This is a genomic window from Herbidospora daliensis (assembly GCF_001570585.1).
Lineage (GTDB): Bacteria > Actinomycetota > Actinomycetes > Streptosporangiales > Streptosporangiaceae > Herbidospora > Herbidospora daliensis.
Genome location: NZ_BBXF01000004.1, coordinates 282,567 through 304,132 on the forward strand (window position 1 = coordinate 282,567; position 21,566 = coordinate 304,132).

Consider the following 21,566-nt stretch of genomic DNA (forward strand, 5'->3'; position numbering starts at 1 on the left):
CGTTTCTAATCGGAGGCATGCGGATCGGGGAACTCGCCGAGATCGCCGGGGTGTCCACCCGGGCCATCCGGCACTACCACCACATGGGCCTGCTGGCCGAGCCCACCCGGCGGGCCAACGGCTACCGCGACTACCGGCTGCGCGACGCGGTCGTGCTGGCGCGCATCCGGCGGCTCGCCGAGCTCGGCCTGTCGCTCGACGAGATCCGCGACGTGCTGGCCGACGACGAGGGCCGGGAACTGCGCGAGGTGCTGCTGGAGCTCGACGCCGACCTGGCCCGCGAGCAGCAGGCGCTGGCGGCGAAACGAGCGCGCCTGTCCAGATTGCTGGCGATCGAGGGTGATCTGAGCGCCGACGCGGTGGTCTCTCCGGAGATGGCCGACGTGCTGCGGGCGCTGCCCGGCGAGGGCTTCGCCCGGTTCGACCGCGAGATGATGTCGCTGCTCCCGCCCGACGTGCTGGCCGAACTGGGCCCCATGGTCGAGGGCGCGGCCGACCTCTACGCCCGCCTCGACGCCCTCCACGACGCCGCGCCCGACGACCCCCGGGTGGCCGCGCTGGCCGCCGACGTGCTGCGCACGATGCCCGAGTCGATGCTCGGCGGGCTCGGCGAGGAGGCCGGGGAACGCTGGCTCGGCGAGCTCGGCGTCGAGGTCTCCCCCGCCCAGGCGGCGGTCTTCCACCAGGTCATGGCGATGGCGAAGGAGCGGAACCGGTGATCGTGCGGCTGCTGCGGTTCGAGGTCGACGGGCTCGTGTCGGTCGGCAGGTGGCTGCTGCGGCGGCCCGACGTGCCGCCCGGGGCGGTGGCGGTGCCCTACGCCAAGGGGCAGAACCTGCTCCTCACGGTCTTCCTCGTGGTCCAGGTGATCGAGACGGTCGGCGTGGAGCTGCTGCTGCGGGGGCTCGGCGCGCCCGAGGCGCTGCGCGTCCCGCTGCTGGCGCTGGGCGTCTACGGGACGGTCATGGTCGGCGGCATGATCGCCTCGGGGGTGGTCCGGCCCCATGTGGTGAGCGACGCCGAGCTCCGCCTCCGGCTGGGCCACTACCTCGACGTGCGGGTGCCGGCCGGCCTGATCGAGAGCACCGGCCCGGTCCGCGGCTACGAGTCGTCGCTGAAGGTCGACGGCGAGCGGCTGATCGTGCCGGTCGGCTCGCAGACCAACACCCGCGTCACGCTGCGCGAGCCGATCACCGTCACCCGGCCGCTGGGAAGGCGGGCCCTGGTACGAGTGATCGACTTCTATGCGGAGTCGCCGCCGTCGACAGTAGGCCGGGCTCCGTCAGCTCCCGGGCGGTGAGCGTCATCCAGAGCGCGTCGGCCACGACCGAGGCCTCCAGCAGCACCTCGTAGGCCGCCCAGTCGGGGTCGCCCTCGACGAGGAAGCCCGGCGGCATCGGCACGACCTGCCCCAGCACGTGCGTCCCCAGGGCGAGCAGCCCGACGAGCAGCGTGGAGGCGCTCCACCGCCCGTCGCCGAACTGGAGCAGCAGCACCAGCCCGAACCAGACGACGAAGACGATCGCCAGGGGCGGGCTCAGCAGGAAGCCGACCAGGCCGAAGGCGACCAGCATGTTGCGCACCGCCCGGTCGGGCTCCGTGAACACTCTCGGCAGCAGGATCGCGATGGCCGCCGCCAGGAAGACCTCCAGCAGCGCGTCGACGGGCTCCGGCAACTCCATCCGGAACGTCCACAGGAAGGTGTTCCCCGCCGCCATGGCGATCAGGGCCAGCCGCAACTCCCGGTAGGCGGTCAGCGGCGGCATGCGCAGCAGGGTCCAGAACAGCCACGCCTGCAGTGCGCCGACCGCCAGCAGCCCGGGGCGCATCGACCAGCCGCCGGCGTCGTCGTCCCACCAGCCGTTCACGGTCGCCACGGCGTGCAGGGACCGGAGGTCGCACACGAACGCGAAGTAGACCAGCACCACGCCATAAATGCCGACAATTGCCGCAACTAACGGTTTCGACATGTCATTCATCCGTTTTCAGGTCGCAAAGCGACGATCTTAGCGCGGATTATTCGGATGAATGTGGGTGAAGCGACAAGCGCCTGACCAGGAGCAAAGCGGACTGCGATCCTGTCTCGGTCATGGTGGACCAGACTGCCTCCCTCGAACGGGTCACCGCCATCGTCGCCGAGCACCACACGGCACTCGATCAGGCGACCCGCCTGGTGCACGCCATCGCCTGGACCGGCGGTGGCGCCTCGGCGTTCGCCGAACTGCTCACCGAGCAGCGCACCGCACTGCACGCGGCCCTCTCCGAATCGATTTCCCTTTTTTCCGGTACGCCCGAACCCGCGGCCGGAATACCCGAACTCCCCCGGCCGAAGGGCACGTTCGCGGGTTTCTCCCGGAACGTGCTGCCGACCCTCGCCGGTGAATTGTGCGCCGCCTCCCGCGGGCTGGAGGAAATCGCCGTATTCCTCTCCCAGGAGTTGAAAACGGCCGGGATGTCCGACCGCCCCGCGCGGGTCATCGCCGACATCGCGTTCTGGTCGGGCGAACAGGCCAGGGACATCCGCGCCCGGCTGCTCGAACTGCCCCCTGGAACGATCCTGCCCGCCGCCCTGGCCGCCTACGGCGTGTTCGGCGCCCACGCCGGCGACGCCGCCCTGGCCAACCCGCTGCTCACCCGGATCGGCGACGGCGACCCCGCTGCGGTCGACAGCCTGCTGGGCCTCCAGCACCGCTGCGCCGACCCCGGCCTCGCGGGCCGGGTGGCCGCCTGGTGGACGCTGCAGCACCCGCCGGTCAGGTCCACCTCGCTCGGCCTGCCCGCGTTCGGCGGCCTGCACGGCCTCCCGGCGGTGGTGCGCGACTCCGCCAACCGTGAGTTCCTCCAGGTCGAGCACGGCCTGCTCACCCACGACCTCCACCGGCTCGGCGCGTCGGTCATGTGGCAGTCCGACCGCGACCTGCCGCGCAGCTGGGACCGGGTGAACGTCCAGCTGAAACGCCTGGAGAAGATCCGCACGGTGACGGCGCCGGTGCCCGGCTACCCCGATCCGATGCTGCTCGGCTTCGACGTCACCGGACAGGGGCGGCTGACCGTCTCGTGGGGCGACCCCGACACCGCGCAGACGACGGTGATCTTCGTCCACGGCCTGAACACCGGCCTCGCCGACGCGACGACCAGCGTCACCCGCGCCCAGTTGTTGTGGCGGCAGGCCTCGACCATGGCCGGCACCCCGGTCGCCTGCGTCACCTGGGACGGCTACGACAGCCCGCTGGTCGACTTCGGCGCCTTCACCCCCGACCGCAACGCCGCGCTCGGCGGCCAGGCGCTGACCGCGTTCTGCCTGGGCCTGCGGGCCGCGCACACCCCGTCGGCGACGGCCAGGAACGTGCTGATCGGGCACGGCGACGGGGCGCTGACCGTCCACCGGGCCCTGGCCGGCCGGGGCTGGCTGGCCGACGACGTGATCCTCCTCGAACAGGGCGACGGTGACTGGCGGCCGGAGTCGGCCGCCCTGCGCGACGTGGCCACCATCGTCAACGGATCGGGGCCCCGATGAAGACCACGCTCGCGCTCTGCTTCCTTCTCACGCTCACGGGATGTGGCATGTCGGACGACGACGAACTGCGCGAGCTCCGGGCGACCGACCGGGTGGAGAGGCTGGTCCGCGACACGGCGGGGGCGCTGACGCCCCGGCCGCAGCTCGAACTCATCCCGGTGTCGGTGACCCCGACGGCCTGCCTCGACAAGAGCCAGTCGCTGCAGAAGATCGTGGTCAGCCGCGCCTACTGGCTGCGCGGCGTCGGCCGCAACCAGCACATGGTGGTCTCCCGCCAGGTCGCCGACTACTGGAAGGACCAGGGTTTCCAGGTCATCGCCAAGAACGCCCAGCCCGACAACCCCGACCTCAGCGGGGTCACCGAGCCCGACAAGTTCATCCTCGCGCTGACCTGGGGCTCCGGCGACCACATCTATCTGGCCGCGACCTCACCCTGCGTCTGGCCCGAGTCGTACCGGTAGCCGGTCGAGGGCGCGCAGCAGCGGCAGGGGCCGCCAGCTGAGCTCGCTCGCGGGCGCGGCCAGGCTCATCTCGGGGAACCGCTCGAACAGCCGGGCCAGCGCGATGCGGGCCTCCAGCCGGGCCAGCGGCGCCCCCAGGCAGTAGTGGATGCCGTGCCCGAACGCCAGGTGGGGGCCGTCGTCGCGGGTGAGGTCGAGCCGGTCGGGCTCGGGGAACTCCGCCGGGTCGCGGTCGGCCGCCGAGAGAGCCACCGCGACCAGCTCGCCCTTCGGGATGGTCACCCCGGCGATCGTGACGTCCTCACCGGTGACGCGCTGGGGCGCGAAGTTGAGCGGGCCGTCGTACCGGAGGAACTCCTCGACCGCGTCGTCGATCACGCCGGGGTTCCCGATCAGTTCGGCGCGCTGGTCGGGGTGGGTGAGCAGGGCCAGGACGGCGTTGCCGATCAGGTTGACCGTGGTCTCGTGGCCGGCCAGGAACAGCAGGAAGCAGGTCGAGATCAGCTCGACGTCGTCGAGCTTGTCCTCCTGGTCGCGGGCCTGCACCAGCCCGGTCAGGATGTCGTCGCCGGGCCTGGCCCGCTTCTCCTCGATGAGCGCGGAGAAGCGGTCGACCAGGCCGCCGATGCGGCGGTCGCGCTCAGTGGGGTCGTCTCCGGCGCGGAAGGGCCGCTCCAGCAGGCCGCGCAGGTGGGCCCGCAGGTCGTCGCGGTCGCGTTCGGGCACGCCGAGGAGCTCGCAGATGACCGTCATCGGCAGCGGGTAGGCGAAGGCGTCGATGAGGTCGACCTCGCCGTCCATGCCGTCGAGCAGCCCGGCGGCGATCTCCTCGACGCGCGGCCGGAGCCGTTCGACGGCCCGGGGCGTGAACGCCTTGCTGACCAGCCGCCGCAGCCGGGTGTGGTCGGGCGGGTCGCTGTTGAGCATGTGCGAGGCCAGCTCGGCGGGCTGGACGCGGGCGTCCGGCGTGGTGACGGCGCGCTGGAGGGCCTCGCGGAGGGCGGCGGCGTCCTTGCGCAGCCGGGGATCGGCCAGGGCCTCGCGGGCGTCGGCGTAGCGGGTGACGAGCCACATGCGGATCCCGTTGGGCATCACGACCTGGACGACCGGCCCCTCGGCGCGCAGCGCCTGGTAGGCGCCGTGCGGATCCCGCAGGTAGTCGTCACCGAGCTCGGGCAGACCATGCGACACGCGAGGCTCCTCTCCCCTCCCGTAGTCATGGCCCGCGGGCCCGGTCGCGACCCCGATCCGGCCGAGCCTTTACGGGAACCGGTGCGGACCTGGACCTTTCCGGCCCAGGACGTCGCCGGGGTTGGAGTAGGGGCACGACACCAGCGACAGGCAGCCGCAGCCGATGCAGTTGGAGAAGTTGTCACGCAGCGCGGTCAGTTCCTCGATGCGGCGGGTCAGGTCGTCGTGCCATTCGCGGCTGATCCTGGCCCAGTCGCGTTTGCCGGGCACGCCCTCGGCCGGGAGGCGGTCGAGGGCCTCCTTGATGCGGTCGAGCGAGACGCCGACCCGCTGGGCCACCCGGATGAAGGCGATCACCCGCAGTACGTCGCGGCGGTATTCGCGCCGGTTGCCCGCGGTGCGGCGGCTCTCGATGAGGCCGAGGCTCTCGTAGTAGTGGAGGGCCGAGACGGCCACCCCGGCGCGTTCGGCGACCTGGCCGGGCCGGAGCCAGACCGCGTCGGGATCGATCACCCTCGTCTCCCCATTGACGTCAAGTGCGCTTGATGAAGTGGACTCTACCCATGGCAATCATGCGGGCGGCCGGAGCGGCCGAGTTCGGGCCGGCGGACCGGATCGGGATCGTGGAGGTGCCCCGGCCGGTGCCGGGGCCGGGTGAGGTGCTGGTCCGGGTGCGGGCGGCCGGGGTGCAGCCGGCCGACGTGGCGGTGCGGTCGGGGTGGCTGCCTCCGGGTGCGCCGCCGGCGGAGTTTCCCGTCGTGCCCGGCAACGAGTTCGCCGGGGTCGTCGAGGGCACCGGCGAGGAGGTCGTCGGGTTCCGGGTGATGCGCTGCCACGCCGAATACGTGGTGGCGCCGGAGACTCAGGTCGTGCCGAAACCCGAGGGGGTCGAGTGGGCGTCGGCGGGGGCGCTCTCGGCGTCGGGGCAGACGGCCCACACCGCTCTCGAACAGCTGGGTCTGCGGAAGGGCGAGACCCTGCTCGTGCACGGCGCGGCCGGCGGGGTCGGCACCATGCTCACCCAGCTGGCCGTGCGGCGGGGCGTGCGGGTCGTCGGCACGGCGAGCGCCGCCAACCACGACCACCTGCGCGGCCTCGGGGCGGTCCCGGTCGTGTACGGCCGGGGCGAGCTCGACCGGCTGAAGGAGGCCGGGCCGTACGACGCCGTGCTCGACGCCGCCGGGCACGGGAGCCTGCGCACCTCGGTGGCGCTGGTCGCCGACCGGTCGCGGATCGGCTCGATCGCCGACTGGGAGCTCGCGCGGGAGCTCGGCTGCCGGTGGATCGGCAGCGACCGGAACCGGGCCCGGCTGGCCGAGCTGCTCGACCTGGTCGCCTCGGGCGAGCTGCGGGTGACCGTCAGGGCGGCGTACCCGCTGGAGGAGGCGGCGAAGGCGCACGCCGACGTGGAATCGGGGCACGGACGGGGGAAGGTCGTGCTGATTGCCGGGTAGGGGAGGCCGATGGACGAAAACGGACTCACCGTGAACCTCATCGGCTATCACGTCGAGGCCGTCGACGGCCGGATCGGCACCGTCGACGCCGTCAGCGACGAGATCGGCGAGGGCTACCTCGTCGTCGACACCGGACCGTGGATCTTCGGCCACCGCGTCATCCTGCCCGCCAGCGTGATCACGCAGGTGGACGCCTCGCACCGGAAGATCTACGTCGACCGGACCCAGAAGGAGATCAGCGACGCGCCCGACTTCATCACGGCCGACGACGCGCCGCAGCGCCCCTACGCCGAGCGGTTCCCCTACGGGATCGCGTAGACGGCGAAGGGCCCCGCCTCCCCATGGGGGCGGGGCCCTTCTTCCCGAGGTCTAGGGCCAGCGGTCGACCGGCACCGGGGTCGGCTTCTCGATCACGCCGAGGCGGTCGAGCAGCACCAGGAACGTCGAGGCGTACGGCGAGGGCTCCACCACGCCCGCCACGCGGTCCCAGTCGACCTGTTCCCGCATCGCCCTGACCGTCGGCAGCAGGCCCGAGTAGTCGCAGCTGTGCTCCGACAGCGGCAGTATCCACGAGATCACCAGGTCGGTCGCCTCCAGCACCGGCAGGCTCAGCGCCGCGGTGTTGATCATCGTGGCGCGCCCGATCATCTCGGGGGTGACGGGCCGGTCGGCCAGCTGGAAGATCAGGTCGACCAGCACGCCCTCCTCGTCGAAGGCCTTGACCAGCCAGTCCTCCGGTGGGCGTTCGGTCCGGAAGCCCATGTTCTCCAGCGTCTTCAGCGCCAGGGGGACGTCCTCTTCGACCAGCGCGAAGTCGACGTCGTGCAGGGACGGGGCCGCTCCCCTGGCGTATCCGGCGCAGCCGCCGGCCAGGGCGAAGCGCACGCCCACCTCTTTGAGGCCGGACCCCGCGCGCTTGAGCGTGTCCAGGATGGCGTCGGTTACCTCGTGACTGTGACTACCCACGCCGCACCGTTTGCCCCGGAACGTTCGACCCAAACAATCCGGGGTAATACGTCGCGCCATGACCGAGACCCTCAAAGAGATCAACGACGCGTATTCCGAGGAGCGTCCTTTGGCTTCTTACGCCAGGGTCCTCGGTGTGTACGGCACGGCCGTCGCCGCCCTCCTGGCCGCCGGGAAGCTGACCGGGCGCCAGGCCCCCGACCGGGTCGCCCCCATGGACCTCGCCCTGATGTCGATGGCCACCCACCGCCTGTCCCGGACGATCGCGAAGGACACCGTCACCAGCCCGCTCAGGGCGCCCTTCACGCGGTACGTCGGGGTTTCCGGCCCCTCCGAACTGAAGGAGGAGGTCCGGGGCGACGGCCACCGCCACGCCGTGGGCGAGCTCCTGAGCTGCCCGTTCTGCCTGGCCCAGTGGATCGCGACCGGCTACGCGGCGGGGATGGTCTTCGCCCCCCGCGTGACCCGGATGGTGGGCGCGACGATGACGGCCGTCGCCGTGTCCGACTGGTTACAGCTCGCGTACTCGAAAATGATCAAGGTGGCGAAATGAGCGAACAAGAGCACCGGATCCTGCTGACCAACCCCGAGGAGAACCCCAAGGAACGGGTCGACCGGGAGCTGAACGAACTCCTCCAAGGTCTGCGCGTCCAGTCGACCGGGGTGCAGGTGCTGTTCGCGTTCCTGCTGACCCTCCCGTTCTCCGCCGGGTTCAGCCGGGTCGACGAGTTCGGCAAGTGGCTCTTCTACGCCGCCCTGGTGTCGGCGGCGGTGGCGTCGATCTGCCTGCTGGCCCCGGCCGTGCAGAACCGGATCCTGTTCCGTTCGGGGCTGAAGGAGCTGATGCTCCATCGGGCCAACGAACTGGCGGTGGTCGGGGGGATCGCCCTGGCGGTGTCGATGACCTGCTCGACCGGGCTGGTCGTCGAGGTCTACCTGGGCGCCACCCCGGCCATCCTGATCGCGGCCGGAGTGGTCTTACTGAGCACCTGGTTGTGGTTCGTGCAGCCGCTGCTGACGCTTCAGCGGAACCGCGACAGGATCGCCGACTCGTAGAACTCGAAGAAGCCCTCCTGGTCGGGGCCGATCTGGGAGATGTAGATCTCGTCGTATCCGGCGTCCACGAACTGCTGGATCGCGGCGACGTGCACCTCGGGATCGGGGCCGACCGGGAGGGTCAGGTCGTCGGGCCGCACCAGTGTGGCGAGCTGCTCGAAGTGGCGCGGCAGCGGGAGCAGCTGGTTGGCCTCGCCGTCGATGCCCTCGGTCGGCCACAGGCGGTGGGCCAGCCGGCGGGCGTCGTCCTCGTCGGTCCCCCAGCAGACCTTCAGGCCGGCCTGCGCCGGCTTCCCCGCACCCCCGGCCTTCCGGTACGCCTCCAGCAGGTCGGCGTCCGGCAGCACCGACACGAAGCCGTCGCCGATCCGGCCCGCGAGCTCGGCCGAGCCGGGGCCGAAGGCCGACACGTAGATCGGCGGCGGTTCGTCGGGCAGCGTGTAGAGCCGCGCGTTCTCCACGTCGTAGAACTCGCCGTGGTGGGTGACCAGGCTCCCCTCCCACAACTCGCGGATGATGCCCACGGCCTCCTCCAGCATGCGCTGCCGGTCGCCGGCCGGGGGCCACGGGTCGCCGAAGATGTGCTCGTTGAGGGCTTCGCCCGTGCCGACGCCCAGATGGAAGCGGCCGTCGAGCAGGACCTGCGCGGTCGCCGCGGCCTGCGCGATGATCGCCGGGTGGATCCGCACCAGCGGACAGGTCACCGCCGTCGTCACCGGGAGCGAGACCACCTGCGACAGCGCGCCGATCACCGACCAGACGAACGGGCTCTCCCCCTGCTCGTCGATCCAGGGGTGGAAGTGGTCGGAGATCCACAGGCCATCGAAACCCGCCTGCTCGGCGAGCACGGCCTGCCTGACCAGGTCTTTCGGGCTGTGCTCCTCGGAGCTGAGGAAGTAACCAAAACGTGTCATGAAATCTCCCCTGCCCACGTTCCCTGACGTTAATGACCGCTTCGGGAGGGCAGTCGAGCTTCATGGCTACTTTGCTCTGGATCATCGCGGTTGTACTCGTCATCGCCGGGATCTACGTGATCCTCGCTCGTAGGGACATCCTCTGGGGGATCGTCCTCATCGTCCTCGGGTTCCTCGTGGGGCCCGGCGGCGTCAGTATCTTCAACGTATAGCGATCATGAAAACACGAAAATGGCGGCCGGAAAGCCCGGCCGCCATTACGTGTTCTAACACTCTTCGGAACCCAGGCAGTAGGTGGCGTAGGCCCGGCGCAGCACCGGCAGCGCCACGTTCCTGACCCGGATCCCGCCCGGGGTCATGCCCTTCTCGGTGCCCGCGTGGGCGTGGCCGTGGACGATCAGGTCGGCGCCCTCGGCGTCGACCGCCTCGGCGAGCAGATAGCTGCCGAGGAACGGGTAGATCTCCGGCGGCTCCCCGGCCAGGGTCTCCTTGACCGGCGAGTAGTGGCTGAGCACCACCCGGTATTCGGTGTCGAGGCTCTTCAGCGCGATCCGCCACCGGTCGGCGATCTCCCGCGTGTGCCGTACGAACGCCTTGGTCTCGGGCTCGCCGAACTCGCTGGCCGACTTGCCGGCGAAGCCGCCGCCGAAGCCCTTGCCGCCGGCGAGGCCGAGCCGTCCGTCGAGCAGCGTCTGGGCGTCGTCGTCGAGCACGATCCCGCCGGCCTCGCGCAGGACCGCGATGATCTCGTCCTCCACGTCGGAGTGGTAGTCGTGGTTGCCCAGCACGAAGACGACGGGGATCGGCAGGCCGCGGAACTCCTCCGCGACGATCTTGCCCTCGTCGAGGGTGCCGTGGCGGGTCAGGTCGCCGCCGACCAGCAGGACGTCGGCACGTTCCTCGATGCCCTCGAGCCGGGGACGGTAGCTGCCCCGCTGGGCCTCTCCCAGGTGGATGTCGGCGACGGCCGCGACACGGATGCTCACAGCTGCTCCTCCTCGCCGGGGTCGCGGACCTCCACACACGTCACCTCGTTGTGGACGGTCAGGCCGGGGGCGGCCTCCTGGGCCACCTCGGTCAGCAGGTGACGCTGGTCGTCGCCGGTCACCTGGCCGCGCAGGAAGACCTGGTCTCCGCGCACGTCGACCCGGATGCCGAGTTCGTTCGTCCGGCCGTCCTCCGCGATGGCTTGCTGCACGCGGGCGGCCACATAGTGCGGTGTGTCCATAGAGAAAACGCCTGCCCGCCCCTTTTCCGGCGAAACAGGATGTTTGTTGGACGACTTCATAGGTTAAAGTGGAGGCAATATTTGTGCCTAGGAAGCAGGCACCTCCCTCGCTGACGCATGCCGTCCCGGAGGTCCCTTGCTCACCGCACATTCCCCCCTTTTCGCCGCGTCTAACCGGCGTGCTCTCCTCCCGGCTCCCGTGACCCCGGACTCGGGCTTCCCGTTCGCTCGCGATCCCGCCCGCGAGCGGGACCAGCCGTTCCCGGAGGTAACCCCATGAAGATCGCCATGATCTCGGAGCACGCCAGCCCGCTCGCCTGCGTCGGCACCACCGACGCCGGAGGCCAGAACGTCCACGTCGACGCCCTGGCCAGGGCGGTCGCGGCACTGGGTCACGAGGTCGTCGTCTACACCCGGCGCGACGACGAGACGGTGCCCGAGAGGGTGCGGATCGCGCCGCGCGTCACGGTCGTCCACGTGCCCGCCGGACCGGCGCGGAAGATCCCGAAGGACGACATCCTCCCGTGGGTGCCGCACTTCGCGAAGTGGTTGCGGGAACAGTGGTTGTTCGACCGGCCCGACGTGGTGCACAGCCACTTCTGGATGAGCGGCCTGGCCGCCCTCGGCGCCGCCCGCGAGCTGGGCGTCCCGGTCGTGCACACCTACCACGCGCTCGGCTCGGTCAAGCGCCGCCACCAGGGCGCCGAGGACACCAGCCCGGCCGAGCGGATCGCGGCCGAGACCCGGATCGGCAACGAGGCCGACGCCATCGTCGCGACCTGCACCGACGAGGTCGACGAACTGCGCCGGATGGGCGTGGCCCGCCGGCAGGCCCGGGTCGTGCCCTGCGGGGTCGACCTGGCCCGGTTCAACCCGCACGTCGCGGCGCCGCCCACGGCCCGGCCCCGGCTGGTGTCGATCAGCCGCCTGGTGCCGCGCAAGGGCGTGGCGACGATCATCGAGGCGCTGCGCGGGATCAAGGGCGTCGAGCTGGTGGTGGCCGGCGGGCCGCCGGCCAACGCGCTGCACCACGACCCCGAGGTGACCCGGCTGCGCTGGCTGGCCCAGCGCAACGGGGTGGCCGACCGGGTGACCTTCACCGGCCAGGTCGCCCGCCAGCACGTGCCCGCGCTGCTGCGCTCGGCCGCCGCCGTCGTCACGGTGCCCTGGTACGAGCCCTTCGGCATGGTCGCGCTGGAGGCGATGGCCTGCGGCGTGCCGGTGGTCGCCTCGTGCGTGGGCGGCCAGAAGGAGACCGTGGTCAACGGCATCACCGGCGTGCTGGTGCCGCCGCAGCGGCCCAACGCGCTGGCCAGGGCGGTGCAGCGGCTGCTGGCCGACCCGGTGCGGATGACCGCGTTCGGCATCGCCGGGGCCGACCGGGCCCGGGCGCGTTACGGCTGGAACAGGATCGCGATGGAGACGGTCGCTGCCTATCGAGAGGTCGGCGTCCGGTTGGAGGCGACCGCATGACGACCGCACTCGTGCTGCGCGCGCAGGGCATCGGCCATCTGCTGACGGCCGTGCCGGCTCTGCGCGCCCTGCGCCGCAGTGGCATCAGGATCGCCCTGGCCTGCCCGCCGGAGCTGAGCGAGCTGGCCGCCCTCACCGGGGTGGTCGACCGGCTCATCCCGGCGTACGGCCTGGAGCCGATCATGTGGCCGGGGCTCACCGACCGCAACTCCGACCTGCCCTTCTTCCCCGAGATCGCGGTGAACCTGCACGGCCGGGGGCCGCGCTCCACGGAGCTGCTGGCCGACCTGCGGCCCCGGAGGTTGTGGGCGTACGCGGAGGAGGCCTATCCCCCGGGCCCGAAGTGGGACGACGACGAGCACGAGACCCGGCGGTGGTGCCGCCTGGTCGAGTGGTACGGGCTGAAGGCCGACCCCCGCGACCTGCTGCTGCCCCCGCCGATGATGCCGAGCCCGGCGCCCGGCGCGGTGGTGATCCACCCGGGCGGGACCGGCCTGTCGCGGCGCTGGCCGGCCGAGCGGTTCGGCGAGGTCGCGCGGGCGCTGGCCGGGGAGGACCTGCCGGTCGTGGTGACCGGGTCGCGCAAGGAGCGCCCGCTGGCGCTGCTGGTGGCGACCCAGGCGGTGCTGCCGCCGCAGATCGTGCTGGCGGGCCGGACCTCGCTCCGCGAGCTCTGCGCGGTCGTGGCCGGGGCCCGGCTGGTGATCAGCTCCGACACCGGGGTGTCCCAGCTGGCGACGGCCTACGGCACCCCGTCGGTGACGATCTTCGGCCCGGAGCGCCCCGAGCGGTGGGGCCCGCCCCGGGAACGCCCCCGCCACCAGGCCCTCCGGAACGGGGCCGACCCCGCGAGCGTGACCACCGCCGAGGTGCTGACGGCCGCCTCGGCGGTGCTCAGCGACGGCCTGGTCAGGCGCTGAGCAGTTCGTCGGCCTGGGCGGCCACCGCCTCGGCGCCCACGTCGGTCAGCCACGACACCGGGTGGTCGCAGCCGCCCGGTTCGCGCAGGCCCGCGCCGCCGCAGGTCGGGCAGTGCGTCGTCCACGAGATGAGGGGGCGGTGGTGGCTGCGGGTGAGGGGGCCCGCGTTGATCAGGTCGCCGCACCAGTAGACGCCGACGGTCGGGGTGCCGGTCGCGGCGGCCAGCCTCCGGGGGCCGCTGTCGTTGGCGATCACCACGTCGCAGGCGGTGTAGAGGGCGGCCAGGCCGCCCGCCGAGAGCGCCCCGACGACCGGGATCGACCTCGGGATCAGCGCCGCGACCTTCTCCACCAGATCGCGTTCGTGCTCCCCGCCGGTCACCGCGACCGGCCGCCCCAGACGGGCGGCGGCCTCGGCGAAACAGGCGGCCGGCCAGCGGCGGCGGGCGTCGCGGCCGCCCGGATGCACGGCGATCAGGCCGCGCGGCAGCTCGCCCAGGACTGATCGCAGCTCGGCGTAGTCGTCACGGGTCACCTGCATGCGCGGTTCGACGTTCTCGGAGCTCGCGCCCACCAGGCCCGCCACCTCCAGGAACCGCAAAGTCTCGTGCTGGTAGGGGACGTAGGGGACCCAGCGGTCGAGCGGCTGGGCGTCGTCGCCGCGCAGGCCGGCCGTCACGCGGGCGCCCAGGCCGTTGACGAAGGCGTTGGCGTAGTGGCCGTCGCCATGCATCTGGAGTGCCAGGTCGAAGCGCCCGACGAGGTCGGGCGGCGCGTCCGGCGACTGCTCCATCGGAGGCACCGGCACGACGTCGTCGACCGGGCCGGGACGTCCGCGCAGGAACGGCACCTGCCACTCGCGGCCGAGCAGAGTGATTCTGGCGGCCGGATAGGCACGGCGCAGCGCCTCCATGGCTGGGAGGATCAGCAGCAGGTCACCCAGGGCCGTCGCCCGCAGAACGGCGATCCGCTCGACGCTCTCGACGATGAGGTTCATCGCAGGACCTTCGATCGGTTCGGTTTCGGTACCCCGGCCCGGTTACCCGAGGGGTCCATGAGCAAACACGCTGCGGTTTTCCCGGCACGCCCCCGGGCAGCAGGGATGCCCATGACGGAAGAGACAGTGCGCCGCTTCCCCGGCCTCACGGCCGTGGTCGTCGGGGACGTGATGCTCGACTCGTGGCTCCAGGGCCAGGCCAGCCGGATGGCGCAGGAGGCGCCGGTCCCGGTGGTCAGCGTCGAGCAGATCGCGGACGCCCCCGGCGGCGCCGCCAACACCGCCGCCAATCTCGCCGCGCTGGGTGCCCGCGTGCACCTGCTCGGCGTCGCCGGCGCCGACCCTGCCGGGACGGCGCTTATCGGAGCCCTCCTCCGCCACGAGGTGGACGGGCCCATCGTCACCCGCAGCCGCCGGACCGCCGTGAAGCGGCGGGTCATGTCGGGCGGGCAGATCGTGGCACGGTACGACGAGGAGGACCGTTCCCCCATCCCGGCCGCGGTCGAGCGCGAGCTGGTCGCCCAGATCGGCGAGCTCGCCGACGTGGCCCACGTGGTCATCGTCTGCGACTCCGGCGCGGGCGTCTGCACCGACGAGGTCCGCCAGGCCCTCTCGGGGCTGCCGATGCTGGTCGTGGACGCCTACGACCCCGAACTCTGGCGCGACGCCGAACCGGCCGCCGTGCTGGCCAGGTACGACGCCTGCGACCTCGTCCCGGACGACTGCGCGCCCATAGTGGTCACCGACGAGGGCGACGGCGCGGTCGTCCACCGCGACGGCCGCCCGGCCTACCGGACCCGGCCCGGCTCCGGCGACCTCGTGGGCGCCGGGGCCGGCGACACCTTCACGGCGGTCTTCGCGCTGGCCCTGGCCGCCGGGGCCGACCCGGCCACCGCCGCCGACCTGGCCCAGGCGGGCGCCGACGTCGTCTCCCGCCGCCCCGGCACGGCGGTCTGCGACGCGGCCGACCTGCTCGCCGAGCTGGGCCCGCGCCCGGCCATGCCGGCCAAGGTGCTGGCCGAGCGGGTCGCCGCCGAACGGGAGCAGGGCCGCCGCATCGTCTTCACCGACGGCTGCTTCGACGTCCTGCAGCCCGGCCACGTGACCTGCCTGGAGCAGGCGCGCCGGTTCGGCGACGTGCTGGTCGTGGGGGTGCGCGACGACCAGAGCGCCGCCCGCAGGAAGGCCCCCGACCGGGTGGTCAACACCGCCGAGGACCGGGCGGCCGTGCTGGCCGGGCTGGGCTCGGTCGACTACATCACGCTGCTCGAGGACGACACCCCGGCGTCTCTGCTGAAGCTCATCCGCCCCGACGTCTACGTCAAGGGCGGCGGCGGCCATCCCGACCTGCTGCCGGAGGCCCGCCTGGTGCGGGAGCTCGGCGGCGAGGTCCGCGTCGTCGAAAGGCGATAGTGCACGAAATCGGAGGGTAGGGGATAAATCATGACAGAGCCGAGAAAGACGGAAGAGCAGGTCGACCCCCGGGGCAAGCCCATGGTGCCGGCGACGCCGCGCGACGTCGTCCACGTCAGGCTCGGGTCGTTCGGCCTGGTGATCGCGGTCGCCGTGGCGGTGATCGCCGGCCTCAGCGGCGTGTGGTGGCTGATGATCGTCGGCATCGTGGCCGCGGTCGCCATCGGCGTCGACATGTACGTCGCCACCCGCCGCCAGAAGTCGCTGGGAGGCGGGCCGCGCTCCGAAGCCGGCTAGCCGCGCGGAGCACGACCGGGCCGGGACATGGCGTCCCGGCCCTCGCTTTCCCTATTGACTATTCGCCGACGGAGAACCGGTCGACCGTGATCGAGCTGCGGGTGAACCCGCCGGTCAGGCAGGCCGCGGCGGCCGCGATGAAGTTGCCGGCGGCCCGCCCGTCGGCGCGCACCACCCCGCCCTTGAAGACCCCCGCCGCGACGTCGCCCTCGACGTGCAGCGACTTGCCCTCGCGGGTGAACGCCGACTCGGTGACCGTGGACCGGGTGCCGTCGTTCCAGGCGATCGTGACCTTGGCCGAGGCGGGGTCGATCGGCCCCGGGCACCTGCCCGTGACGGTGGCCCTGACCCTGACCACGCCCCGGGTGATGCGCGGGTGCCGCGCCGACTGGCAGGAGCTCAGGTCGCCGGTGCCGCGCACCCTGATGGTCTTCTCGGTGAACGTCAGCCCGGGGTTGTAGCGCAGGTGCAGGCTGCCCGACAGGCAGCTGACCCCGCCGATCTCGTCGTCGGCGACGGCCGGCTGGAGCGGCGTGAGGGCGAGGCCGGCGGCCAGGACGACGGCGGACCACTGGAGTGAACGCATGCGTCCCATGGTCGGCGCGCTCGTCTCAGGAGGCCCTCGGCCACACGCGGGCTTGACGAGGCGTTTGACCCCAGGTGCTTGATCCACTACGGAGAGTGAGGAATGGTGAGCACGCTTTGACCGACCCTCTCCGAAGGAAACCCACCATGACGATCATTCGCCGCACGCTGTCGGCCGCCGTCCTCGCCACCACCATCGGCGCGGGCCTGGCTCTGCCGGCCGCGGCCTCGGTCCGGGCCGCGAGCCCCGTCTGCGTCGACACGACCAACAGCAGGGCGAACAACACCGAGGTCCGCCTGTGGGCGTGCCTCGACCACCCCAACCAGAAGTTCGTGATCGACGCCGGTCAGATCAAGGTCAAGGACACCATCGGCACCGCCCGTGAAGTGTGCCTCGACACCACCAACAGCCGCGCCAACAACACCAAGGTCCGCCTCTGGACCTGCCTCGACCACCCCAACCAGAAGTTCGTGATCGACGCCGGTCAGATCAAGGTCAAGGACACCATCGGCACCGCCCGCGAGGTCTGCCTCGACACCACCAACAGCCGCGCCAACAACACCAAGGTCCGCCTCTGGACCTGCCTCGACCACGTGAACCAGAAGTTCGTCGTGGACGCCGGCCAGATCCAGGTCAAGGACACCCTGTCCTAGCAGACAGTCGAAGGCCGTGACCACGTCGTCGTGGTCACGGCCCTCGAACGCGGCTCAGATGGGGTCGTTGTAGCGGCGCTCCTCGTAGACGCGACGCTGGGTGGTGTGCACGTCGTCGACGGGGGCCACCGGGGTGACGACGGTGGAGGCTCGGCGGACGGCGCTCAGCCGGTAGAGGCCGAACAGCAGCCCCGCCAGGCCGCCCACCATGAGAATGACCCCGATGACCTGGATGTCGAGGCCCGCGAGGGTGAAGTCGACCGCCCAGGTGAGAATGGCGCCCAACATGATCAGGATGATGCTTCCGGCGATGGTCATGGCGTTCCTCCTTCGACCGGTGCACTATCCCGTGAGCGAATCTCAAACGCGTGGGGACCAAAACCGCACCACCCGGGCAGAATGCCCGTCATGAACGAGACCCCCGTCGTGATCATGGGTTTGATGGGCGCCGGCAAGAGCACGGTCGCGCGCCTGGTCGCCGAGGCGCTCGGCCGCGAGATGCGCGACAGCGACGGCGACCTGGAGGCCCGCTACGGGCAGACAGCCGCCCGTATGAACGAGACGCTCGGCGCCGACGTGCTGCACGACCGCGAGACCGAGGTCCTGCTCGACGCGGTCGCCGCCCGGCCCGCCGTGGTCGTGGCGGCCGCCGCCAGCACCGTCGAGGACCCGGCCGCGCGCGACGCGCTGACCTCGTCGTTCGTGGTCTTCCTGGACGGCCCGGTGGAGGTGCTGGCCGAACGCATGTTGTCGGGCAGCCACCGGCCGCACTTCGAGCCCGACCTCGTCCACATGCTGACGACGCAGCGCGACAAGCGGCGGCCGAAGTTCCTGGAGGTCGCCGACCACGTGGCCGACGCGACGGCGACCCCTCACGAGATCACGACGGCGGTGCTGGCGGCGTTCCGCCGGTAGGGCGTCAGTCGACGGCGCAGGTCCGGTATCCGCGGCTCACCGTCGTGACGACGCCGTCGACGCCGACCACTTCCAGACGCCACGAGGCCGAGTCGCCCAACCTCGAACCGACCACCTTGTGCACGGGCGCGCGGCCGCCCGCCGGGGAGGTGATCATGACGTTCTTCCACGGCTCACGCACCCACACGGCGTCCTCGGTGAAGCGGGACCAGGCGTAGGTGAGCTGTCCGGAGGTGTTGCTCTCGGCGTAGCCCTCCAACCGGTAGGTGAACGGCGTCCACGGAGCGCACGTGCCGGCGGTGCGGGTCAGGGAGGCGAAGTCGGCGCCGATGCGGTGGTCGCCTGCGCACGTCGTGCGGTAGGCCCCCCAGTCCACCGCGTCGGCGTGGGTCTCGGGGCCGACGATCCGCACCGAGATCCAGTCGGCCCCCAGCGGATTGGCGACCGGCAGGCGATGGAAGGGAGTGCTCACGCTCTTGGTGCCCGGTTCGGCGAAGACCACCTCGTGCACCCCTTGGGCGCCCCGCAGGTCCGTGCCGTCGGTGGTGATCCACCGGTAGCGGACGGTCTGCGCGATCGGCGAGGTGATCCGCGCGGTGGCCGTGTGCACGACGCCGGCTCCGCAGGGGCCGAGGTGCTCGGCCGCCGGCTGGATCTCCGGCGCGTGCGGCATGGGCTCGTCGCAGGCCAGGGTGTACGCGACGGTCGCCGTGCCGCCGATGCCGACCAGGCGGATGGTCGTGGACGTCGGCCCGTTCCCCCAGTGGTGCGTCTTCGTGGTGGTCACGGTCGCCGATCCGGCCTCGGCGAAGACCACCTGCTCGACGCGGCCGGTGCCCCACTGGTAGGCGACGGTGCGGGGGCCGTCGACCGTGATCGTGGCGCTGAGGATGATGCGCGCCGGCTCGGGATGGCAGGAGCCGGTGTGCGAGGGGGGTTGCGCTCCCACGGCCGCCACCGTGGCGTTCGGGGTCTCCGCCTGAGCGGGCGGCGCGCCGGCCAGTATCACGGCCGTCAGCGACACCAGGACACTCCATAACCGCATGTCTCGTCCTTCCGGGAGGGATCGAGATCATCCTGCGGAGGCCGGCTTGCGGCGCGATGGTGGATGGGTTGGAGCTCGGAGCCGTGCCTAGGAGTCCCCCAGCACGAACCAGACGATCTTGCCGCCCCGCGCACCCGGCGCGTGGCCCCACGACGCCGCCAGGGCGCCGACGATCAGCAGGCCCCGGCCGTCGGTGGCGTCGTCGCGCGGTTCGCGCGGGCGGGGCGGCATCGTGCCGGTGTCGAAGACCTCGCCGTAGACCCATTCGCGGGTGCCGCGCAGGCGGAGCGCGAAGGCGGTGCCCGCGTGGCGGACGGCGTTGGTGACGAGCTCGCTGACGATCAGCTGGCAGTCGTCGACGAAGGAGGCGCAGCCCCGGCTGGTGAGTTCACGTCGCACCAGGCGGCGGGCCTCGGCGACGCTGGCGCCGACGGCGGGGAGCAGGCACTCGGCCGACCAGGTCTCGAAGTCGTCGAGCCCGTCGAGCGCCGTGACGGCGAAAGGGACACTCATGCCCGCGTCCTCCTTCACCGTCTGATTTGGGAGCGCTCCCACCTATCTACCACGGTACGACACCACACCTCCCCTGTGAACCACGGGCGTCGAACTTGTTACATGCCGCGATGATCTACCGCTGGACAGGCGAATTGGACGGTGTCCAACGAGATCCGGTTCCATGAAAATAATGTGATCTGGGTCACAGTTATAACGACCAGGGGGTTCTATCCGAATCGTCACATGTAACGTCCTTGCCAATCCATTTACTGACGGATGGGGCGCGAGTGACGTCCCACGGCAGAGCAAGGGAGACCCCCGCAGTGCAGCGCACCCTCCTCATCGGCAGCACCTTCGCCGGATCCATCGGACTGCTGGCCGCCGCGCTGGTCGCGAGCCCCGCCGCAGCCGCCCCCCAGTACATCGAGAAGGAGGTGCTGGCCGGTTCCAGCGAGGCGCAGGCCATCGCCTACTTCTGGGACAAGGCGCAGCTCCAGGACGCGACCCCCTACAACGTCGAGACGACGGTCGCGGCCAAGCACATCTCCACGGGCGGCCCCACCGCCGACACCAAGGCGGGCACCGTGCCCGCGATCGGCGACGAGAAGAAGTCGACCTCCACCTCGAAGAACGTGAACCTGCCGCGCACGAGCGGCAAGGTCTTCTTCATGGGCGCCGACGGCAAGCCCCACTGGTGCTCGGGCACCTCGCTCCAGTCGAAGTACCGCAACCTCGTGGCCACCGCCGGCCAGTGCGTCTACGACACCGAGAGCAACAAGCCCGTCCTGAACAACTGGGTCTTCGTGCCCGGCTACTACCAGGGCAAGACCCCCTGGGGCATCTACGTCGGCAAGACCGCCTACACCCACTACGACTACGACGTCTACGAGGACGGCGACCGCAACTACGCGTTCGTCACCGTCTACAACGGCGTCAAGCTCACGGGTGACAAGGAGGTGGACAAAAAGGCCTATGACGCGTGGAAAGGCCAGAAGAAGATCCTCTCCGAGGTCGTCACCAAGGAGGAGTTCGAGGCCAAGTACACCGAGGGCGGCCCCTACTGGAAGAAGACCCTCGCGCCCGTGACCTCCCCGGTCGACCCGCCGAAGGCGTCGTTCACCCAGGCCGAGGCCGAGAAGTACTACACCGACGGCGTCGACGGCGTGAAGCTGACCACCGAATCGGTCAGCCCGGCCGCCTACGCCGCCGCCCCCACCGGCACCAACGCCATGAAGAACGGCGAGAAGTGCCCGACCTGGTGCGGGCCGGATTCCGGCAAGGAATACCCGATCGACGAGGCGACCTACAACAAGCTGAAGGCCGACCCCAACTTCAAGGGCGTGCTGCGCAAGACCGAGCAGAACCAGTTCTTCAAGAAGGAATGGTTCGTGAAGAAGTGGGTCAAGACCTCGGTGGCCGAGGCCTACTTCAAGGACCACTACATCGTCCGCGGCGTCGAGAACGTCGGCCGTCTCGGCGACAACGTCGGCGGCCAGGGCCTGGCCTACAACCAGAAGCTCGGCAAGGCCCACTACGTCTTCGGCTACCCGAGCGGCGCCCACCCCGACGGCAACCGCGTCTTCTCCGGCAACACCCTCAAGTGGTCGTACGGCAAGACCTTCGCCGCGTCGGCGTCGGCGATCAAGGCCCAGGAACTCGTCGGCATCAAGTCGTCGTTCACCGGCCAGGGCGCCATCGGCTCCTCGTGGCTGGCGGGCTACAAGAACACCCGCCGCCTCGGCTACCTGAACGGCGTGACCATCGCGGTCTCCGACCGTGACGGCAACAAGCGCATCGACACCTCCGTCTCGGCCTACTTCGACGGCGAGACCTACGGCGTCTACAAGCAGGCGGCCAACGTCTGGTCGGGCTCGATCCTGTAGCCACTGTTTTAGGGAGCGCCCGTATCCAGGGGGATGCGGGCGCCTCTCGTTTTTGTGACTTCGCATCTCAGGCGGGATCGTGAAGTATGGTCGCAAGCGCAT

The 21,566-nt window shown here is 71.1% G+C and carries 28 protein-coding genes; 16 read left to right on the forward strand and 12 right to left on the reverse strand.

What is annotated here, in order from left to right; all coding sequences use genetic code 11:
• The first annotated feature begins 17 nt into the window (after positions 1–17).
• Positions 18–719, forward strand: coding sequence for a MerR family transcriptional regulator (locus tag AW274_RS21580; RefSeq protein WP_062435504.1), 702 nt, complete (start codon positions 18–20; stop codon positions 717–719).
• Complete coding sequence (locus AW274_RS21585) at positions 716–1,300, forward strand: hypothetical protein (protein ID WP_062435506.1); 585 nt, start codon at positions 716–718, stop codon at positions 1,298–1,300. Before AW274_RS21580 ends, AW274_RS21585 begins: the two co-directional genes overlap by 4 nt.
• Here AW274_RS21585 and AW274_RS21590 read toward each other — a convergent pair.
• Positions 1,197–1,970, reverse strand: a complete 774-nt coding sequence (locus AW274_RS21590; RefSeq protein ID WP_157520639.1) for a hypothetical protein — start codon at positions 1,968–1,970, stop codon at positions 1,197–1,199. The two genes, AW274_RS21585 and AW274_RS21590, sit on opposite strands and share 104 nt — an antisense overlap.
• A gap of 119 nt (positions 1,971–2,089) precedes the next feature.
• On the opposite strand from AW274_RS21590, the gene AW274_RS21595 reads away from it, so the two are divergent.
• Positions 2,090–3,517: an alpha/beta hydrolase gene (locus AW274_RS21595; protein ID WP_062435511.1), complete on the forward strand. Its 1,428-nt coding sequence runs from the start codon at positions 2,090–2,092 to the stop codon at positions 3,515–3,517.
• Positions 3,514–3,978, forward strand: a complete 465-nt coding sequence (locus tag AW274_RS21600) for a hypothetical protein (protein WP_062435514.1) — start codon at positions 3,514–3,516, stop codon at positions 3,976–3,978. The genes AW274_RS21595 and AW274_RS21600 overlap by 4 nt, the downstream gene beginning before the upstream one ends.
• On the opposite strand, the gene AW274_RS42680 is transcribed toward AW274_RS21600, so the two are convergent.
• Together AW274_RS42680 and soxR are read right to left on the reverse strand one after the other, a co-directional pair.
• Positions 3,946–5,169: a cytochrome P450 family protein gene (locus AW274_RS42680; protein ID WP_062435517.1), complete on the reverse strand. Its 1,224-nt coding sequence runs from the start codon at positions 5,167–5,169 to the stop codon at positions 3,946–3,948. The two genes, AW274_RS21600 and AW274_RS42680, sit on opposite strands and share 33 nt — an antisense overlap.
• A 69-nt stretch (positions 5,170–5,238) precedes the next feature.
• The gene (soxR, locus tag AW274_RS21610) at positions 5,239–5,679 is read right to left on the reverse strand and encodes a redox-sensitive transcriptional activator SoxR (RefSeq protein WP_062436188.1); all 441 of its coding nucleotides are present in this window, start codon (positions 5,677–5,679) and stop codon (positions 5,239–5,241) included.
• Between the two features lie 53 nt (positions 5,680–5,732).
• On the opposite strand from soxR, the gene AW274_RS21615 reads away from it, so the two are divergent.
• The gene (locus AW274_RS21615; RefSeq protein ID WP_369408658.1) at positions 5,733–6,623 is read left to right on the forward strand and encodes an NADP-dependent oxidoreductase; all 891 of its coding nucleotides are present in this window, start codon (positions 5,733–5,735) and stop codon (positions 6,621–6,623) included.
• 9 nt (positions 6,624–6,632) lie between these two features.
• Complete coding sequence (locus AW274_RS21620; protein ID WP_062435522.1) at positions 6,633–6,941, forward strand: PRC-barrel domain-containing protein; 309 nt, start codon at positions 6,633–6,635, stop codon at positions 6,939–6,941.
• A gap of 51 nt (positions 6,942–6,992) precedes the next feature.
• On the opposite strand, the gene AW274_RS21625 is transcribed toward AW274_RS21620, so the two are convergent.
• A complete protein-coding gene (locus AW274_RS21625; protein ID WP_062435525.1) occupies positions 6,993–7,589 on the reverse strand; it encodes a nucleotidyltransferase family protein in 597 nt (198 codons plus the stop codon).
• Positions 7,590–7,647: 58 nt separating this feature from the next.
• On the opposite strand from AW274_RS21625, the gene AW274_RS21630 reads away from it, so the two are divergent.
• Positions 7,648–8,142 (forward strand): DUF1360 domain-containing protein, encoded by a 495-nt coding sequence (locus tag AW274_RS21630; RefSeq protein ID WP_062435527.1) that lies wholly within the window; start codon positions 7,648–7,650, stop codon positions 8,140–8,142.
• Positions 8,139–8,645 carry a DUF6328 family protein gene (locus AW274_RS21635; protein WP_062435529.1) on the forward strand — a complete coding sequence of 169 codons (507 nt, stop codon included), beginning with the start codon at positions 8,139–8,141 and terminating at the stop codon, positions 8,643–8,645. Before AW274_RS21630 ends, AW274_RS21635 begins: the two co-directional genes overlap by 4 nt.
• Here AW274_RS21635 and AW274_RS21640 read toward each other — a convergent pair.
• Positions 8,612–9,559: a TIGR03557 family F420-dependent LLM class oxidoreductase gene (locus AW274_RS21640; RefSeq protein WP_062435533.1), complete on the reverse strand. Its 948-nt coding sequence runs from the start codon at positions 9,557–9,559 to the stop codon at positions 8,612–8,614. The genes AW274_RS21635 and AW274_RS21640 overlap by 34 nt on opposite strands.
• A gap of 62 nt (positions 9,560–9,621) precedes the next feature.
• On the opposite strand from AW274_RS21640, the gene AW274_RS41410 reads away from it, so the two are divergent.
• Positions 9,622–9,771 (forward strand): GPGG-motif small membrane protein, encoded by a 150-nt coding sequence (locus AW274_RS41410; RefSeq protein ID WP_169807523.1) that lies wholly within the window; start codon positions 9,622–9,624, stop codon positions 9,769–9,771.
• 54 nt (positions 9,772–9,825) lie between these two features.
• On the opposite strand, the gene AW274_RS21650 is transcribed toward AW274_RS41410, so the two are convergent.
• Positions 9,826–10,545 (reverse strand): metallophosphoesterase family protein, encoded by a 720-nt coding sequence (locus AW274_RS21650; RefSeq protein ID WP_198169348.1) that lies wholly within the window; start codon positions 10,543–10,545, stop codon positions 9,826–9,828.
• Positions 10,542–10,787, reverse strand: coding sequence for a BON domain-containing protein (locus AW274_RS21655; protein WP_062435536.1), 246 nt, complete (start codon positions 10,785–10,787; stop codon positions 10,542–10,544). The genes AW274_RS21650 and AW274_RS21655 overlap by 4 nt, the downstream gene beginning before the upstream one ends.
• Positions 10,788–11,063: 276 nt before the next feature.
• On the opposite strand from AW274_RS21655, the gene AW274_RS21660 reads away from it, so the two are divergent.
• Both AW274_RS21660 and AW274_RS21665 read left to right on the forward strand, forming a co-directional pair.
• On the forward strand, positions 11,064–12,260 hold the full coding sequence (locus AW274_RS21660; RefSeq protein ID WP_062435538.1) for a glycosyltransferase: 1,197 nt from the start codon (positions 11,064–11,066) through the stop codon (positions 12,258–12,260).
• On the forward strand, positions 12,257–13,180 hold the full coding sequence (locus AW274_RS21665) for a glycosyltransferase family 9 protein (protein ID WP_062435541.1): 924 nt from the start codon (positions 12,257–12,259) through the stop codon (positions 13,178–13,180). Before AW274_RS21660 ends, AW274_RS21665 begins: the two co-directional genes overlap by 4 nt.
• On the opposite strand, the gene AW274_RS21670 is transcribed toward AW274_RS21665, so the two are convergent.
• On the reverse strand, positions 13,170–14,177 hold the full coding sequence (locus AW274_RS21670) for a glycosyltransferase family 9 protein (protein WP_062435544.1): 1,008 nt from the start codon (positions 14,175–14,177) through the stop codon (positions 13,170–13,172). The genes AW274_RS21665 and AW274_RS21670 overlap by 11 nt on opposite strands.
• A 111-nt stretch (positions 14,178–14,288) precedes the next feature.
• Here AW274_RS21670 and AW274_RS21675 point away from each other — a divergent pair, with 111 nt between their 5' ends.
• Both AW274_RS21675 and AW274_RS21680 read left to right on the forward strand, forming a co-directional pair.
• Positions 14,289–15,590 carry a PfkB family carbohydrate kinase gene (locus tag AW274_RS21675; RefSeq protein WP_198169349.1) on the forward strand — a complete coding sequence of 434 codons (1,302 nt, stop codon included), beginning with the start codon at positions 14,289–14,291 and terminating at the stop codon, positions 15,588–15,590.
• A gap of 30 nt (positions 15,591–15,620) precedes the next feature.
• Entirely contained in the window at positions 15,621–15,887 is a 267-nt protein-coding gene (locus AW274_RS21680) for a hypothetical protein (protein WP_062435549.1), read from the forward strand.
• Between the two features lie 58 nt (positions 15,888–15,945).
• Here AW274_RS21680 and AW274_RS21685 read toward each other — a convergent pair whose 3' ends face one another.
• On the reverse strand, positions 15,946–16,473 hold the full coding sequence (locus AW274_RS21685; RefSeq protein ID WP_062435552.1) for a hypothetical protein: 528 nt from the start codon (positions 16,471–16,473) through the stop codon (positions 15,946–15,948).
• Positions 16,474–16,619: 146 nt separating this feature from the next.
• On the opposite strand from AW274_RS21685, the gene AW274_RS21690 reads away from it, so the two are divergent.
• Positions 16,620–17,126 carry an RICIN domain-containing protein gene (locus AW274_RS21690; protein ID WP_062435555.1) on the forward strand — a complete coding sequence of 169 codons (507 nt, stop codon included), beginning with the start codon at positions 16,620–16,622 and terminating at the stop codon, positions 17,124–17,126.
• 54 nt (positions 17,127–17,180) lie between these two features.
• Here AW274_RS21690 and AW274_RS21695 read toward each other — a convergent pair whose 3' ends face one another.
• The gene (locus tag AW274_RS21695; RefSeq protein ID WP_062435559.1) at positions 17,181–17,444 is read right to left on the reverse strand and encodes a DUF6458 family protein; all 264 of its coding nucleotides are present in this window, start codon (positions 17,442–17,444) and stop codon (positions 17,181–17,183) included.
• Between the two features lie 90 nt (positions 17,445–17,534).
• Here AW274_RS21695 and AW274_RS21700 point away from each other — a divergent pair, with 90 nt between their 5' ends.
• The gene (locus AW274_RS21700; RefSeq protein ID WP_062435563.1) at positions 17,535–18,041 is read left to right on the forward strand and encodes a shikimate kinase; all 507 of its coding nucleotides are present in this window, start codon (positions 17,535–17,537) and stop codon (positions 18,039–18,041) included.
• A 4-nt stretch (positions 18,042–18,045) separates the two neighbouring features.
• Here the strand turns inward: AW274_RS21700 and AW274_RS21705 are convergent, their stop codons facing one another.
• Together AW274_RS21705 and AW274_RS21710 are read right to left on the reverse strand one after the other, a co-directional pair.
• Positions 18,046–19,086, reverse strand: coding sequence for a hypothetical protein (locus tag AW274_RS21705; RefSeq protein ID WP_157520642.1), 1,041 nt, complete (start codon positions 19,084–19,086; stop codon positions 18,046–18,048).
• 87 nt (positions 19,087–19,173) lie between these two features.
• Positions 19,174–19,599 (reverse strand): ATP-binding protein, encoded by a 426-nt coding sequence (locus tag AW274_RS21710; RefSeq protein ID WP_062435568.1) that lies wholly within the window; start codon positions 19,597–19,599, stop codon positions 19,174–19,176.
• Between the two features lie 305 nt (positions 19,600–19,904).
• Between AW274_RS21710 and AW274_RS41415 the strand changes: the two genes are divergently transcribed.
• Positions 19,905–21,464 (forward strand): trypsin-like serine peptidase, encoded by a 1,560-nt coding sequence (locus AW274_RS41415; protein ID WP_063813533.1) that lies wholly within the window; start codon positions 19,905–19,907, stop codon positions 21,462–21,464.
• The last annotated feature ends 102 nt before the right edge of the window (positions 21,465–21,566 follow it).